The organism is Novosphingobium album (ex Hu et al. 2023) (assembly GCF_022832385.1).
Taxonomy (GTDB): Bacteria; Pseudomonadota; Alphaproteobacteria; order Sphingomonadales; family Sphingomonadaceae; genus Novosphingobium; species Novosphingobium album.
The window spans coordinates 31,746-45,129 of sequence record NZ_JALHLE010000023.1 but is presented as its reverse complement, the minus strand read 5'-3'; the positions used below and the strand labels follow the sequence as shown (position 1 = coordinate 45,129).

Here is a 13,384-nt window from a genome sequence, read left to right as displayed (position 1 = left end):
GGACAGAGCCGTCATGGCGTTTGCGATTTCGGCCAGAATGGACGCGCGCATCGTGATGCGCCGTGGGCGAGGACATGGGATGACGATGCTGCAGGGCAAAGTCGCGCTGGTGACGGGCGCCGGAACCGGAATCGGCAAGGGCATCGCCGCGATGTTCGCCGAACAGGGGGCAAAGGTTGTCGTCGCGGCACGGCGCAAGGAAAAGCTGCTCGAGACCTGCGCTCTTGCACCCCATGCGATTAGTGCCGTGTGCATGGACCTGTGCAGCGCGGACGATCGCGCCCACGCGATCCAGACCGTTCTCGACCGGCATGGAAAGCTGGACATTCTGGTCAGCAACGCGGGCGCGCAGCTCTGGAAGACGTTTGACGAGACCACGGACGAGGAAATCGAGACGATTTTCTCTACCAACCTTTCTTCCACCACGCGGCTGATCAAGAGTGCGCTGCCCGCGCTGGAAGCAGCGGGCGGCAATATCGTCATCATCTCGTCGACGGCCGCGCGTTACACGCTCAGCCCTAGTCAGAAGCTGTCCGTTTATAGTGCGTCCAAGGCCGGACTGAACCAGCTTGCACGCACGCTGGCGCCGAAACTGGGCCCCAGGGGTGTTCGGATCAACGTCGTTGCGCCCGGACTGACGCGGGGCGAATATGCTGACGAGAGTCTCGCTCAGGACGAGGAAACGCTGGCCTGGGTCCGCTCGGTAACGCCGCTTGGACGTGCAGGCGAACCAGCCGACATCGCGCGGTCGGTTACGTTCCTGGCCAGTGACATGGCCTCGTGGGTCACGGGGCAGGTTCTGGACGCCAGTGGTGGCTGGCAGATTTCCGGTGGGTGAGCCGTCCGCCATGAAAGCTACGCCAAAGGCAGTGCTGGTCATCGGCGCGGCGCGCGGTATCGGCAGCGCCTCTGCCCGGCGCAGGCAATGACCAGAGCTTCAGCTTGCGAAACCGACCGATTTTCTGTCGGTAATGCGCTGATCCGCCGGGTGGAGGAACTCTCGCTGTCCTTTCCGATGGACATGCTGAAGGTTCCCGATGAACTGATCGAGCGGCATCGCCACTGGCTGTTCCCCTGCCGGGCTTTACGGCGGCAGCTGGGACAGCGATTCTGCCCGCCAGAGCCTCGAGGGCATGGACTACGGGCTCTGGGAAGAGATCCTGCGCGTCAACACTATCGGGCCGTTTCGCCTGACTGTAGCACTGCGGCCGCAGCTGGCGCGGGGCACGCGCGGGCTGGTAGTCATGATGTCGTCGGATCTCGGCTCCATTTCCGCCAATGCGCAGGGGCAGAGCCATGCGTACCGCACCAGCAAGACGGCGCTGAACATGGTGACCAAAGGCCTCGCCATCGATCTGGCCAGCGAGGGGCTCGCGGTGGTTGCCATGGCGCCCGGCTGGACCCGCACCGAACTGGGTGGCGCGCACGCAACCTGGAGTACGGAGGACAGCGTGGCCAATCAGCGCCGCGTGATCGCGGCATTGGGTCGCGAATACTCGGGGCGCTTCATCAACCTGCTTGGGGAAACCGTACCGTGGTGACGGCCGTCCGTCTGGCGGATAGTCGGTCCATGACTCAAGGCACCGGGCCGGCGGGTGGCAAGAAGGTGACGATGGACACGCCTGCGGGCGCGGGCCATTCCATACAACAATAGACATCCGGGGGTTGCGTCAAGAGATGACCGCATCTGCACCTGTTCTCGATACTGCCGCACCGGCTGCGGAAGACCATCATGGTGCCGTGCGCACGTCGGTCCTGCTCCGTTACGGCGCGGGCCAGCTTGGCGCGCAGGTGTTCCGCGATACGCCGGCCGTCCTTCTCCCGCTGTTCCTGACGACGATGCTGGGCGTCGAGCCCTGGTTGGCCGGGTTGGTGGTGCTGATTCCCAAGCTCTGGCTGATCGTTTGCGATCCGCTGGTCGGCGCCTGGTCTGACCGCCTGCGCGGCAAACTTGGTCGTACCCCCTTCCTCGTGGCCGGAGCCGTGCTTACGAGCCTCGGGTTCGTCGCGCTGTTCACGTTGACCGGGAGTTCCAGTCCGCTGCTTTCGGCGGCCTTGACCTGCCTGCTGTTCTTCCTTGCCTCCACGGCCTTTTCGATGTTCTCGGTGCCGTATCTGGCGATTGCCGCAGCGCTTTCGCATGATCCGCACGAGCGCACGCGGATCATGGTCTTCCGCATGGTGTTCTCGACGCTTGGCGTGCTCGTGGGCGTTGGTGTCGCGCAGCCGCTGATCTACGCTTTGGGCGGCGGCGAGCACGGCTGGACGGTGATGGCCCTGGCACTGGGGGCTGTGTGTCTGATCACCATGCTGGTGACGGCCGTCGGGCTGGCACGCGTGCCGATGATCCGCGATGAAAGTGCGCCGGGCTCTTTGCTCAGCCAGCTCGGAGCGATCCGGTCCAACCGGCCCTACCTGATCCTGCTGCTGACCTGTCTTATCCAGAATGTCGGGCAGGCCGCGGGCTATACCGTTATCGGGTTCATCTATCTCTATGCCTTGCAGGCCGTGTGGATCGTTCCGCTGTTCATCCTTGTGATGTCGATCACGGGCATCGCCGCCCAGCCCATGTGGCTGTTCCTGTCGCGCACATGGGGTAAGGAACGCACTTATGTCGTCGCATCTGCGACCTGGGCGGCCGTCACCGCGACGTGGTTTTTCATTCATCCCGCTACCGACGTCCTCCTGACGATTCCGGGCGTCGGTGCGCTGGGGACGCAGCATCTGCTCGTGCTGGTTCGCGGCGGGATCATTGGCGTCGTCAATTCGGCGTTCGTGATGCTCGCGCTTTCGATGCTGACTGACACCATCGACTATCAGCGCCGCCGCAAGGGCGTGGCGAACGAGGGGGGTTTTTGCAGGACTGTTCTCTGCCCTGGAAAAGCTTTCGTTCGCGATCGGTCCGGTGCTCGCGGGCCTTGTCATGAGCGCATTCGGTTTCGTGCCGTCGACGGGCGGCGCTGTGGAGCAGACGCCGCATGCCATCACCGGGATCGTCCTGCTGTATAGCCTCATTCCGGTCGCGACGCAGATCGTCAGCCTGCTGATCTTCTCCCGCTACCGGCTCGATCATGATTGAGCATCGGGAAGCTGACCGCAGCACGGACATTCACCCGGCGCGGCGCGACCCGAGGCTCGCGTTGGGATATCGATGACAATCAGTGAAATTTAATCTCTTCCGGCTTTCGTGCAGCTTTGCGAAAGGCTCGAAGCGCTAGAAAAGACGAACAAGTTTCAATTCTGCGAGGATAATACGAAATTCCATGGCAAAGCCGATCATTTTCTCCGGACTGGTTCTGAGCGCCGCTCTTTCGTTTGCTGCCATGCCTGCACAGGTTTCGGCCGACCCGGCCCCTGCCAAGGCCGATGCGGCCAAGGGCAAGCTGATTTTCATGCGTTGCGCTGCCTGTCATAACGTGAAGGCAGGCCAGCCGAACAAGGTCGGTCCCAATCTCGCGGGCGTCGTCGGCCACAAGGCTGGCATGGTCAAGGGTTTCAACTATTCGGCGGCCATGAAGGGCGCCAAAATTACTTGGGACGACGCCACGCTCGACAAGTGGCTGACCCGCCCGGCCAGCGTCGTTCCGGGGACTTCGATGGTCTTTGCCGGTCTGCCCAAGGCGGAAGACCGCAAGGCCGTGATCGCCTATCTCAAGAAGCCGGTTCCCTGACCTTGATGGCCGGTCCTGCTGTCGGACGGCGTTCGCTGCTTGCCGGTTCGGCTGCGCTCGCGGCTGTGCTTTCTGCAGGTCCGGCATGGTCTGTCGTAGCGGGCGGCGTAGCGCCGTCGGACTTCACGCTGACCACGCCGGACGGGCGTGCGGTGGCGATCACCGACTGGAAGCCGCAAGGCAAGCCGCGCGGGATCATCCTGTTCTCGCACGGCGCGGACTCGGCGCCGAAATACTATGACCTGATCGTCCAGCCGTGGATCGATGCAGGGTGGCGTGTCCTCGCGCCGCTTCACGTCGATTCCAGAGAGCATCCGCACACGACGGACTATCCGGGGCTGGCAAGCTGGAAGGCCCGTATCGAGGATATGCGCCTGCTCGTCGCGTATATCGGCAAGGCTCCGTTCGTTGCGGCCGGGCATTCCTATGGCGGTGTGGTGGCTCTGATGATGGGCGGCGCGCAGCCGGTAGCGCCGGATGGTATTTCCCTGCCTTTCGTGCGGCGGCTTGCTGACGCGGTGATCGCCTTTTCGCCGCCGGCGCCGATTCCGGTTCTGGTGACAAAGGAAGGTTATGGCACACTTGCCGTTCCGGCTCTGATCGAAACCGGCACCAAGGACATCCTGCCGGGATTGCAGGTAGAGGACGACGGCTGGGAAGGGCACCTAGCGGCCTTCGATGCGGCAGCTCCCGGTGGACACCGCTATGGCCTGCTGCTGGAAGGCGCGAACCATTATTTCGGAGGCGCCATATGCGATTACAAGCAGCCGGGGCCCAGAACCGGTCCAGCAGGAGGCCGCCGACGATACGTCCGACGATTGCGGAAAGACCGATCAGCGGCGTGAGCCGCAGGATCGTGCTGGGTGCGAGACCCTTTTCGGTGAGGATCGGTTCAAGGTTCGGCACGGCGCCTGACAAGGCGAAGGAAATCGTGACGAGAACCACGATCATCAGCCAGAAGCGCCACTGCCGCATGGCTGCGCCGCGGGTGTAACCCGTCGTCGGTTGGGCGGGGGCAGGAACACTGTCGTCCGGGCTCAGGGCGACATGCGGTTCCCGGAAGAACAGCAGGGTGAGCGGCAGTGAGAAGGCGAGCGGCAACACGCCGAGCGAAAAAAATCCGGCCCGCCAGCCGTAATCACCAATAACCCAGGCCAGCAATGGCTTGCTGATGATCCCGAACAGGCCGGTGCCCATCATGGCGCAGCCGAGGGCCAGGCCGCGGTGTTTGTCGAACCAGCGGTTGACCGTCCGTGTCCAGGTGATCGGCAGCGTGCCCGCGCCCACTGCTGCAATCACGCCCCATGTCACGTAGAATTGCACGAGCGACGGACCCGTCCACGCCAGCGACATGAACGTCAGTCCGAACAGCACTTGCGAGCAGATCGCCACGCCGCGCGTGCCATAACGTTCGGCCAGCACGCCGGCGATCGGGGCAGCCGGGATCACGGCGATCGTCGTGATCGTCAGCCCGGCCATGATCTCACCCAGCGACCAGCCGAATTCCTTTGTCAGATGCGGCGCGAAGATACCTGCCGTGTAAAAGGGGATCGCCGTCAGCCCGAAGCCGATGCCCATCAGCGATGCAAGCAGCACTGTCCAGCCGCGGCTGAACTCACCGGTTCCCGCCTCGCGTGCCTGAATCGAAACTGACTGCACACCTGATCTCCGATTATCTCAGCCTTGAGTGGACCAGTCCCGTGAAGGGTTGCACAGTGCCGCCACCGTGAAATCCGCAGAGCGGATATGCAGGCATCAATCACCTGCCGCGTTTCGGCAACGCAACTTGGGTTTGCCGGAGTGCTGAGCCCGTCATATGCTGTGGGAAGGAAACCAGGGAGTGATTGCCGTGAGTCCGCTTGCTCCAGGCCTTGCCGCGCAGATCGAAGCCACCGTCACCGAAAAGGATCTCGCCTTAGCGTTAGGTTCGGGCGACGTAGCCGTTCTGGGCACGCCGAGGATGATCGCTTTGGCAGAGGCTGCAACGATGGAAGCCCTGGCAGGCGCGCTGGAGGAGGGCTGGACCAGTGTCGGCACGCGTGTAGACATGCGGCATCTGTCGCCAACACCGACAGGTGGAACGTTGCGGATACGGGCAGAACTCACTGGCGTCGATGGCAGGGCGTTGACGTTCGCGGTTGAAGTGCTTGATGGGCACAGTCTGGCAGGACGCGGCACGATTGAGCGTTTCCTGGTCGAGCGCGAGACCTTTTTGCAGCGCGTGCAACAGCGCCGCAAATAGTTCAGCCAACGGCATTGCGTTCGAGTGTCCCGGCGGCGATTATTTCGGCCCGGTCTGCCGTCACAACAACGATAGCTGTCCGTCACGTGCGGGCCGTTCTTCGTCTTCCCCGCGCTCCAATGCCGACAGGGTCAGCCCCATCAGCCGGATCGGCTGGGGCAGCGGCATCAGATCGTCGAGCAGGGCATGGCCGATGGCAGCGAATTCTGCCTTGTCCGCCACCCAGTGTGGCACCGACCGGGCGCGGGTGAGGGTCTTGAAGTCCGCATAGCGCAGCTTGAGCGTGACCGTGCGCCCACGCGTTCCGGCACGCTCGATCCGTTCCCACACGACATCCACGATGTGGTCCATCGTTTCGCGCAGCGCCTCCGTTTCCTTGATGTCCTCAAAGAACGTGCGCTCCCCGCCGACGGACTTGCGCGGGCGGTTCGCGCGCACTTGCCGCAAGTCCACGCCGCGCGCCGCGCGGAACAGGTATTCGGCGAAGCTGCCGAAATTTGCGCGCAGAAAGGCAAGGTCCTTCGCGGCGAGATCTGCACCCGTCTCGATGCCTAGCCTGGCCATCTTCTCCGCTCCGCGCGGGCCGACGCCGTGAAAGCGGCGCACCGGGAGCCCGGCGACAAAGGCGGCGCCTTCGCCGGGACGGATCACGCACAGGCCGTCAGGCTTGTTCTGGTCGCTGGCAAGCTTGGCGAGAAACTTGTTGTAGGAGACGCCTGCGCTGGCGGTCAGTCCCGTTTCGGCCTTGATGCGGCGGCGGATTTCCTCGGCGATGCGCGTGGCCGAGCCGATGCCCTTGAGGTCCGCGGTCACATCCAGATAGGCCTCGTCGAGCGACAGCGGTTCCACATGCGGCGTGTATTCGAGGAAGATCGCGCGGATCTGGCGGCTGACGGCGGTGTAGACGTCGAAGCGCGCCTTGCGGAAGATCAGGTCCGGGCACAACCGAACGGCCCGGACCGAAGGCATCGCGGAGCGAACACCGAATTTACGAGCCTCGTAGCTCGCCGCCGCCACCACGCCGCGTCCCGACGATCCGCCGACCGCCACCGGCTTGCCGCGCAGCAAGGGATCGTCGCGCTGTTCGACGCTGGCAAAGAAGGCATCCATGTCGACATGGATCACCTTGCGCAGCCCGTCGGCTTCCTCTTCCTCGTGCTCCGATTGTCCGGCTGGCGGCGACATGATGGCAACATAGGCACACGCCGCGTCTTGCACCATCGTCCTGTGTCGAAAGGACTGGCGCTTTCTTCGCGCTTGCGGCATGCGCGCAGTCATGCATTCCCCCGATGCGCCTCTTCCCGCAGATCGAGCCGAACGTTTCCCCATGAAGGAGGCGGAATTCGTCGCGCTCATGGCGTCGATTCAGGCGCTGATGGCGCTTTCGATCGACGTGATGCTGCCCGCGCTGGGGCATATCTCCCGCGATCTGGGCGTGTCGGATCCGAACGAGCGCCAGTATATCGTCGGGGTGTTCCTGATCTGCTCGGGCCTCGCCTCGCTGTTTCCCGGCGCGATTGCCGACAGGTTCGGGCGGCGGCCGGTGCTGCTGACGGCGGTATCCGGCTATGTGCTGCTCTCGCTGGTCTGCGCGGTGTCGGGGAGTTTCGAGCTGCTGCTGATCGCGCGCGGCGTGGCGGGGGCGATCACGTCGGCCATGCTGGTGCTGCCGATGGCGATCCTGCGCGACCGCTTCGACGGCGACCGCATGGCGCGCACCCAGTCGATGATCGCGATGACTTTCATGGTCGTGCCGATGATCGCGCCCTCGGTGGGGCAGGCGGTGCTGCTGTTCGCCAGCTGGCGCTGGATCTTCGGGATCATGACGATCATGGGCCTGGTGGTCATCACCTGGATTTTTCTGCGCCTGCCCGAGACGTTGCGTCCGGAATACCGCCAGCCGATCCGGGTGAAGGTGATCGCCGGCAACATGGGACTGGCGCTGCGCGAACGCGCGTCGTTCGGCTATTTCTTCGGAGCTGCGTTCGTTCAGGGCGCGCTGTTCGGCTACATCAACAGCGCTCAGCAGCTTGTTGGCGAGCACTTCGGTGCCGGCACGCTGTTCCCCGCCGTGTTCGGAGCCATGGCGCTGGTCATGGCAAGCACGAACTTCGTCAATTCCCGGATCGTCGAGCATTTTGGTGCCCGGCGTGTGTCGCATTCGGCGCTGATCGGCTATATCCTGCTGGCCGGTCTCCACCTGCTGATCGCGCTGCGCGGCGAGACGCTGTGGATCTTCGTGCCGCTGATGACGGTCACGATGTGCATGATGAGCTTCATCGGCGCGAACTTCCAGGCGATCTCGCTTCAGCCTTTCGTGCGCATCGCCGGCGCTGCGGCTTCGATCATGTCGTTCCTGCGCACCGTGGTCGGCGCTGTCCTCGGTACCCTGATCGGGCAGGCCTATGACGGGACGGCGCGGCCCATTCTGGCCGCGATGGTCGTGTGTGGGCTTACAGCGCTGCTTCTGGTGCTCTATTCCGAGCGCGGGCAGCTGTTCCGCCGCCTCAATCCGCCCGGGTTCTACAAGAACAACCCGCCGCCGCCTGCGCATTGACCGCTGCGGGCGGGCTACATGCGCCGCCCGTGGAACAGCTGGATCAGGCCGACGACCACGGCGATGATCAGCAGCAGGTGGATCAGCGCGCCGGATACCTTGAACACGACGAAGCCGAGCAGCCAGAGCGCGATCAGGATGGCGGCGATGGTGAAAAGCATGAGAGGTTCTCCTGTCAGTTACCCATGCTGAACGCGTGAAAGCTGCCGAGGCTGCCTGCTAGCGGGCGGCGGCCACCAGGCCACTTCGGGATAGTGTCGGGTTAGGGGCCGGCACGGGACCGCGCCGCGCTTCGCCCAGTGCGGCCAGGACAAGGCCGGCTTTTTCGGCCTTGCCGGTGGATACCCGGTGGTCCCAGGCGTGAGGTCCCAGCCGTTCGACCTTGCGAGCAATGGCGCCATAGATGTTGGCGGCGGAAAGCACGGCCCAGCGCTGACGGAACGTCAGCCTTGCAGCGCCGACGCGGGCCGAGGCCTCGTATTCGCGGGCCAATGCGCAAGCGCGGGCGACGAGCGGGACGAGTGCCTTGCGATAATGCGGCTTGGTCACTTCGCCGGGCGGAATGTCGGCTTCCACCAGCCATTCGACCGGCAGGTAGCAGCGCCCCTGCGCGTCGTCTTCCCAGACGTCGCGCACGATATTGCCGAGCTGGAAGGCAATGCCGAGGTCGCAGGCGCGGTCCAGTGTGTCCTCGTCATCGGCGGGCACGCCCATGACGGCGGCCATCATCACCCCTACCGCGCCGGCCACATGATAGCAGTAGCGCAGCATGTCGGCTTCGCTGCGCGGGCGCCAGTCGTCGGCATCGAGCGCGAAGCCGGCCAGAACGTCCTCGACCATGACGCGGGTCAGCGCCACTTCGCGCATGAGCAGGCCCAATGCGTCGAAGGCGGGCGCGCCGGTCTTTTCGCCGGCCATCGCAAGTTCGGTCAGTGTGCGGATCGTCGCGAGGCGGTTTTCCGGGGCCAGCCGGGTGCCGATGGGCCCGTGGACCATGGCGCGGCCATGTTCCTGCTCGTCGGCGATGTCGTCGCAGGCGCGGCACCAGGCATAGAGCAGCCAGACCCGTTCGCGCGTGGTCCGGTCGAACAGGCGGCTGGCGGCGGCGAAGCTCTTCGAGCCCTTGCGGATCGACTGCCGGGCGGCTGCGATCAGGGCGGGGCGGTCATACCCGGTCATGGCCATTTGCGCGAAGGCGAGCCTTCACAGCGTATCCGGGTTCATGTTGACGATCGGGGTAACGGGCTCGTGCGCGCGCATCCGGGTGAGGAGCAGGTCCAGCTCGCTCTCGGCCATGATGATGCCCTGATGCGCGGGGCGGACGAAGCCGACTTCGGCCATGTGGCGGTTGAATTCGAGCAGCCCGTCGTAGAACCCGAAGGCGTTGAGAATGCCCACCGGCTTGTTGTGATAGCCCAGCTGCGCCCAGCTCACCGCTTCCCACAGCTCGTCCATCGTGCCCACGCCTCCGGGCAGGACCAGGAACCCGTCGGACATGCGGGTGAAGGCAGCCTTGCGCTCATGCATGTCGGAGACGACGGTCAGCTCGCAGTCGTAGTTGGCGACTTCGCGGTTCACCAGCGCCTGCGGGATCACGCCGATCACTTCGCCGCCCGCCAGCATGGCTGACCCGGCGATCGCGCCCATCAGCCCCAGCTTGCCGCCGCCGTAGACGACACCGATACCCTCTCTGGCGAGGGTGGTGCCGACTTCGCGGGCAAGGTCGATGTAGCGGGGATCGGCGGGGGTAGCGGAGCCGCAATAGACGGCAAGGCGTTTCATGTCAGTTCGTGACCTTCAGTTGAATGGGGGTGCCATCGGGCAGGTCCTGCGCCTGACAGGCGACCTGACCGGAAAAGGAAACGAGGTCCGCCAGCGGCAGGCGGATCAGGTTTTCAGGAGCGTAGTTACCCGCAAGGAGCGCTTCGGGCGTCAGCGTGTAGACCTCGCCCTCGTCCGGCGGGCCGAGGCGCTCGCGCGCGGCCTTCACCAGCGCGTCCGCACGCCAGACGCAGGCGACTTCGGGATCGGCCATGTATTGCGCGGCCTGCTCCTCGCCGCCCAGCCGGATCAGCTCGCGGGTGTCGGGATCGAGATAGTGGATGTCGCCAGCCGTGTCGGTCACCAGCACATGGCCCATCGGGCTGACCGTCAGGATTTCCTCGAACGTGACGCCGGTCCAGCTCCAGTCGCGGCGCAGGGCCTGCATCGCGCGTCTCATCGCAGGTCTTCCAGCATCAGCTTGGCGGTCGCCTTGGCACTGCCGACGACGCCGGGAATGCCTGCGCCGGGGTGCGTGCCCGCGCCGACGAGATAGAGGTTCTTCAGCTTGTCGTCGCGGTTGTGCCCGCGGAAATACGCGCTCTGTGTCAGCAAGGGTTCGAGGCTGAAGGCATTGCCCTTCCACGCGCCGAGATCGGTCTCGAAGTCGGGCGGGGCATAGTGGAACTTCGTGACGATGCGGTCGTCGATGTCGGGGATCAGGCGACGGCCCACTTCGGCCAGTACGCGGCGTTCCAGTTCCGGGCCCACTTCAGCCCAGTCGATTGGCAGCTTGCCCATATTGGCGACGGGGACGAGCGCGTAGAACGTGCTCTTGCCCTGCGGTGCCATCGAGGGATCGGTGACGGTGGGGTGGTGCAGGTAGATCGAAAAGTCGCGCGGCAACACGCCGTGCTCGAAGATGTCATCGAGCAGGCCCTTGTAGCGCGGGCCGAACAGGATGGTGTGGTGCGGAATGCCCGGCCAGCTGCCCTCGAGCCCGAAGTGCACCACGAACAGGCTGGGCGAGAAGCGCTTGTGCGCCAGCTTGTGCGCCATGTCCTGCCCGCGCCGGTTATTGCCGAGCAGATCGCCATAGGTGTGCATCAGGTCGCCGTTGCTGGCGATGGCATCGAAGCGCTGTTTCCAGCCGCTGGCCGTCTCCACTTCTGTGACGTGATCGCCCAGCGTGTGGATTTGCGTGACCTTGTCCCCCAGCCGGATCTCGCCGCCCAGCCGCTCGAACAGATCGGCCATGCCGCGTGCCAGCCTGTTGGTGCCGCCCTTGGCCCACCACACCCCGCCGTCCTTTTCCAGCTTGTGGATCAGCGCATAGATCGAACTGGTGGTCATCGGATTGCCGCCGACCAGCAGCGTGTGGAACGAGAGCGCCTGCCGCAGCCGCTCGTCCTTCACGAAGCTGGAGACCATCGAATAGACCGAGCGCCAGGCCTGATAGCGCATCAGCGCGGGAGCGGCCTTCACCATGCTGGTGAAATCGAGGAACGCCTCGTGCCCCAGCTTGACGTAGCCTTCCTGCCAGACCCCGGCGGAATAGCGCTGGAATTCGTCGTATCCGGCCAGGTCCTGCGGGGCGATGCGGGCGATCTCGCGGTGGAGGGCGGGCTCGTCGTTCGAGTAGTCGAATACGGTGCCATCGGTCCAGTTGAGCCGGTAGAACGGCGAGACCGCCATCAGTTCGACATCGTCGGCCATTTCATGGCCCGAAAGCGACCACAGCTCGCGCAGGCATTCGGGATCGGTGATGACGGTCGGCCCGGCGTCGAAAGTAAAGCCCTCGCGCTCCCAGACGTAGGCGCGCCCGCCCACCTTGTCGCGCGCTTCCACCAGCGTGGTGGCCATTCCGGCGCTCTGCAGGCGGATGGCAAGGGCCAGCCCGCCGAAGCCGGCGCCGATGACGCAGGCCTTCTTCATGCGGTGCTCCCGGCCGGTCCGGTCCCGAGATCGGCCAGCGGATAGCCGCGGCCGGTCAGGCTCGCCACGGCGGCGCTCACCGGAACCGGCGGCCTGCCCGCGAGGATGCGCAGTTTGTCGGTCATAGTCGAGCGGCCCGCATAGAAGCGCTCGATCAGCGGTTCGGGCAATCCGTAAAACCGTTCAAGCACGCGCCAGCGCGCTTCCGGGCGCGCCGCGCCGAAGAGCATTCGGGTCAACATCCGGTAGAAGCGCCCGTCGCGCCAGTGCTTTGCGGCCCATGCATGACTGGCCCTTTCTAGGCTGCTGCCGGAGAGGTTGTCGAGAGTGGTAAGATGCAGCGCAAACCTTACAGCATCGGGAACCGAGTACGAAGTCAGCGGATGAACCAGTGCTGCCCGCGTGCCGGCGCGCGCCGCTCCGCTGCCGTCTGCCTTCCAGAACGCCGCGAAATCACCTGCTGCGATTACCGGCAGGACGCCGGTTTCCTCGTATTCCATGGCTTCGATGTGCCAGCCCGCCTGAGCGGCGTAGTCTGCAATGCGGCGGCGCAGCCGGGGGTGGTCCAGCGCAGGGGTGTCGGAATAGTAGGTGTCTTCGACGAAGATCCCGGTTGGGGAAAAGGGCAGGCAATAGACAAAGCGGTAGCCGTCCACCTGTTCCACACGGGCATCCATGACGAGCGGCCGCGTCAGGCCATGCGGCGCGGCAAGGCGCAGCGTCTGCCCCATGAATTTCTGCCAGCCGCCCGTCATGTGCGGCAGGGCGGCGGCGCCGCGCGCGTCGATCACGCCGCCTGCTGTAATCGTGCGTCCGTCCGCAAGCGTGACCGATGTGGGCGAGACGGCGCTGGCCGCAACGCCGGAAATCACGCATTCGGCGGGGAGGGCTGCCCGCACCGCGGCGTCCAGCTTGCGACTGGTCATGCTGCGGTAGGGTGTGGCGAGCACGCGCGAGCGCCCCGGAAAATGGACCTCGTACCCGTCCCAGCGCGCAGCCACGGCCGGGTCGATGAGCGCATCCGTGCCTTCAGGAAGGTCGCTGGCGAAAAAGGACCAGACGTGATCGCCACCCAGTGTCTCGTCGCGGTCGATCGCGATCACGCGCAAATCCGGCCGGTGTCTTGCCATGGCAAGCGCCACGAGGCCGCCGGCCAGTCCGCAGCCGACGATGGCGAGGTCACAGGTTTCGGGTTCCATCACTGTCCCGTTTAGGGAT

Annotated in this window: 14 protein-coding genes and 2 pseudogenes; 8 read left to right on the top strand and 8 right to left on the bottom strand. The window is 64.9% G+C overall.

Annotated elements, in window-relative coordinates; all coding sequences use genetic code 11:
• Positions 1-13: 13 nt before the first annotated feature.
• The 6 genes and pseudogenes from MTR64_RS14490 to MTR64_RS14465 all read left to right on the top strand — a co-directional run bounded on the left by MTR64_RS14490 (position 14) and on the right by MTR64_RS14465 (position 4,516).
• Positions 14-838 (top strand): SDR family NAD(P)-dependent oxidoreductase, encoded by an 825-nt coding sequence (locus MTR64_RS14490; protein WP_243994858.1) that lies wholly within the window; start codon positions 14-16, stop codon positions 836-838.
• Between the two features lie 217 nt (positions 839-1,055).
• A complete protein-coding gene (locus tag MTR64_RS14485; RefSeq protein WP_327194280.1) occupies positions 1,056-1,541 on the top strand; it encodes an SDR family NAD(P)-dependent oxidoreductase in 486 nt (161 codons plus the stop codon).
• Positions 1,542-1,677: 136 nt separating this feature from the next.
• Positions 1,678-2,805: pseudogene (locus MTR64_RS14480) on the top strand (MFS transporter); the annotation flags it as partial.
• A gap of 118 nt (positions 2,806-2,923) precedes the next feature.
• Positions 2,924-3,079 (top strand): MFS transporter, encoded by a 156-nt coding sequence (locus tag MTR64_RS21575; RefSeq protein ID WP_419144950.1) that lies wholly within the window; start codon positions 2,924-2,926, stop codon positions 3,077-3,079.
• Positions 3,080-3,263: 184 nt separating this feature from the next.
• Positions 3,264-3,671, top strand: coding sequence for a c-type cytochrome (locus MTR64_RS14470; protein WP_243994854.1), 408 nt, complete (start codon positions 3,264-3,266; stop codon positions 3,669-3,671).
• A 5-nt stretch (positions 3,672-3,676) separates the two neighbouring features.
• Positions 3,677-4,516: an alpha/beta hydrolase gene (locus MTR64_RS14465; RefSeq protein ID WP_243994852.1), complete on the top strand. Its 840-nt coding sequence runs from the start codon at positions 3,677-3,679 to the stop codon at positions 4,514-4,516.
• Here the strand turns inward: MTR64_RS14465 and MTR64_RS21570 are convergent.
• Positions 4,509-5,249: pseudogene (locus tag MTR64_RS21570) on the bottom strand (MFS transporter); the annotation flags it as partial. The gene MTR64_RS14465 and the pseudogene MTR64_RS21570 overlap by 8 nt on opposite strands.
• A 262-nt stretch (positions 5,250-5,511) precedes the next feature.
• On the opposite strand from MTR64_RS21570, the gene MTR64_RS14455 reads away from it, so the two are divergent.
• The gene (locus tag MTR64_RS14455) at positions 5,512-5,913 is read left to right on the top strand and encodes a thioesterase family protein (protein WP_243994848.1); all 402 of its coding nucleotides are present in this window, start codon (positions 5,512-5,514) and stop codon (positions 5,911-5,913) included.
• 60 nt (positions 5,914-5,973) lie between these two features.
• On the opposite strand, the gene dinB is transcribed toward MTR64_RS14455, so the two are convergent.
• A complete protein-coding gene (dinB, locus tag MTR64_RS14450) occupies positions 5,974-7,098 on the bottom strand; it encodes a DNA polymerase IV (protein ID WP_243994846.1) in 1,125 nt (374 codons plus the stop codon).
• A 91-nt stretch (positions 7,099-7,189) separates the two neighbouring features.
• On the opposite strand from dinB, the gene MTR64_RS14445 reads away from it, so the two are divergent.
• Positions 7,190-8,470 (top strand): multidrug effflux MFS transporter, encoded by a 1,281-nt coding sequence (locus MTR64_RS14445; protein WP_419144949.1) that lies wholly within the window; start codon positions 7,190-7,192, stop codon positions 8,468-8,470.
• A 14-nt stretch (positions 8,471-8,484) separates the two neighbouring features.
• Here the strand turns inward: MTR64_RS14445 and MTR64_RS14440 are convergent, their stop codons facing one another.
• Genes MTR64_RS14440 through crtY form a run of 6 tightly spaced genes read right to left on the bottom strand, consistent with a single transcriptional unit; the run spans position 8,485 to position 13,365 of the window.
• Positions 8,485-8,631 carry a lmo0937 family membrane protein gene (locus MTR64_RS14440; protein ID WP_243994842.1) on the bottom strand — a complete coding sequence of 49 codons (147 nt, stop codon included), beginning with the start codon at positions 8,629-8,631 and terminating at the stop codon, positions 8,485-8,487.
• Between the two features lie 58 nt (positions 8,632-8,689).
• Positions 8,690-9,649, bottom strand: coding sequence for a phytoene/squalene synthase family protein (locus MTR64_RS14435; RefSeq protein WP_243994840.1), 960 nt, complete (start codon positions 9,647-9,649; stop codon positions 8,690-8,692).
• A 24-nt stretch (positions 9,650-9,673) separates the two neighbouring features.
• Positions 9,674-10,252, bottom strand: a complete 579-nt coding sequence (locus tag MTR64_RS14430) for a TIGR00730 family Rossman fold protein (RefSeq protein WP_243994838.1) — start codon at positions 10,250-10,252, stop codon at positions 9,674-9,676.
• A 1-nt stretch (position 10,253) separates the two neighbouring features.
• On the bottom strand, positions 10,254-10,691 hold the full coding sequence (locus MTR64_RS14425) for a T6SS immunity protein Tdi1 domain-containing protein (RefSeq protein ID WP_243994836.1): 438 nt from the start codon (positions 10,689-10,691) through the stop codon (positions 10,254-10,256).
• Positions 10,688-12,166: a phytoene desaturase gene (locus MTR64_RS14420; RefSeq protein WP_243994834.1), complete on the bottom strand. Its 1,479-nt coding sequence runs from the start codon at positions 12,164-12,166 to the stop codon at positions 10,688-10,690. Before MTR64_RS14420 ends, MTR64_RS14425 begins: the two co-directional genes overlap by 4 nt.
• Positions 12,163-13,365: a lycopene beta-cyclase CrtY gene (gene crtY / locus MTR64_RS14415; protein ID WP_243994832.1), complete on the bottom strand. Its 1,203-nt coding sequence runs from the start codon at positions 13,363-13,365 to the stop codon at positions 12,163-12,165. The genes MTR64_RS14420 and crtY overlap by 4 nt, the downstream gene beginning before the upstream one ends.
• Positions 13,366-13,384 lie beyond the last annotated feature (19 nt).

Coding starts and splice junctions, on each gene's coding strand:
- MTR64_RS14470 (WP_243994854.1), top strand. CDS start 3,264: ATGGCAAAGCCGATCATTTTCTCCGGACTGGTTCTGAGCGCCGCTCTT.
- crtY (WP_243994832.1), bottom strand. CDS start 13,365: ATGGAACCCGAAACCTGTGACCTCGCCATCGTCGGCTGCGGACTGGCC.
- dinB (WP_243994846.1), bottom strand. CDS start 7,098: ATGTCGCCGCCAGCCGGACAATCGGAGCACGAGGAAGAGGAAGCCGAC.
- MTR64_RS14465 (WP_243994852.1), top strand. CDS start 3,677: ATGGCCGGTCCTGCTGTCGGACGGCGTTCGCTGCTTGCCGGTTCGGCT.
- MTR64_RS14420 (WP_243994834.1), bottom strand. CDS start 12,166: ATGAAGAAGGCCTGCGTCATCGGCGCCGGCTTCGGCGGGCTGGCCCTT.
- MTR64_RS14445 (WP_419144949.1), top strand. CDS start 7,190: ATGCATTCCCCCGATGCGCCTCTTCCCGCAGATCGAGCCGAACGTTTC.
- MTR64_RS14435 (WP_243994840.1), bottom strand. CDS start 9,649: ATGACCGGGTATGACCGCCCCGCCCTGATCGCAGCCGCCCGGCAGTCG.
- MTR64_RS14440 (WP_243994842.1), bottom strand. CDS start 8,631: ATGCTTTTCACCATCGCCGCCATCCTGATCGCGCTCTGGCTGCTCGGC.
- MTR64_RS14430 (WP_243994838.1), bottom strand. CDS start 10,252: ATGAAACGCCTTGCCGTCTATTGCGGCTCCGCTACCCCCGCCGATCCC.
- MTR64_RS14490 (WP_243994858.1), top strand. CDS start 14: ATGGCGTTTGCGATTTCGGCCAGAATGGACGCGCGCATCGTGATGCGC.
- MTR64_RS21575 (WP_419144950.1), top strand. CDS start 2,924: ATGAGCGCATTCGGTTTCGTGCCGTCGACGGGCGGCGCTGTGGAGCAG.
- MTR64_RS14425 (WP_243994836.1), bottom strand. CDS start 10,691: ATGAGACGCGCGATGCAGGCCCTGCGCCGCGACTGGAGCTGGACCGGC.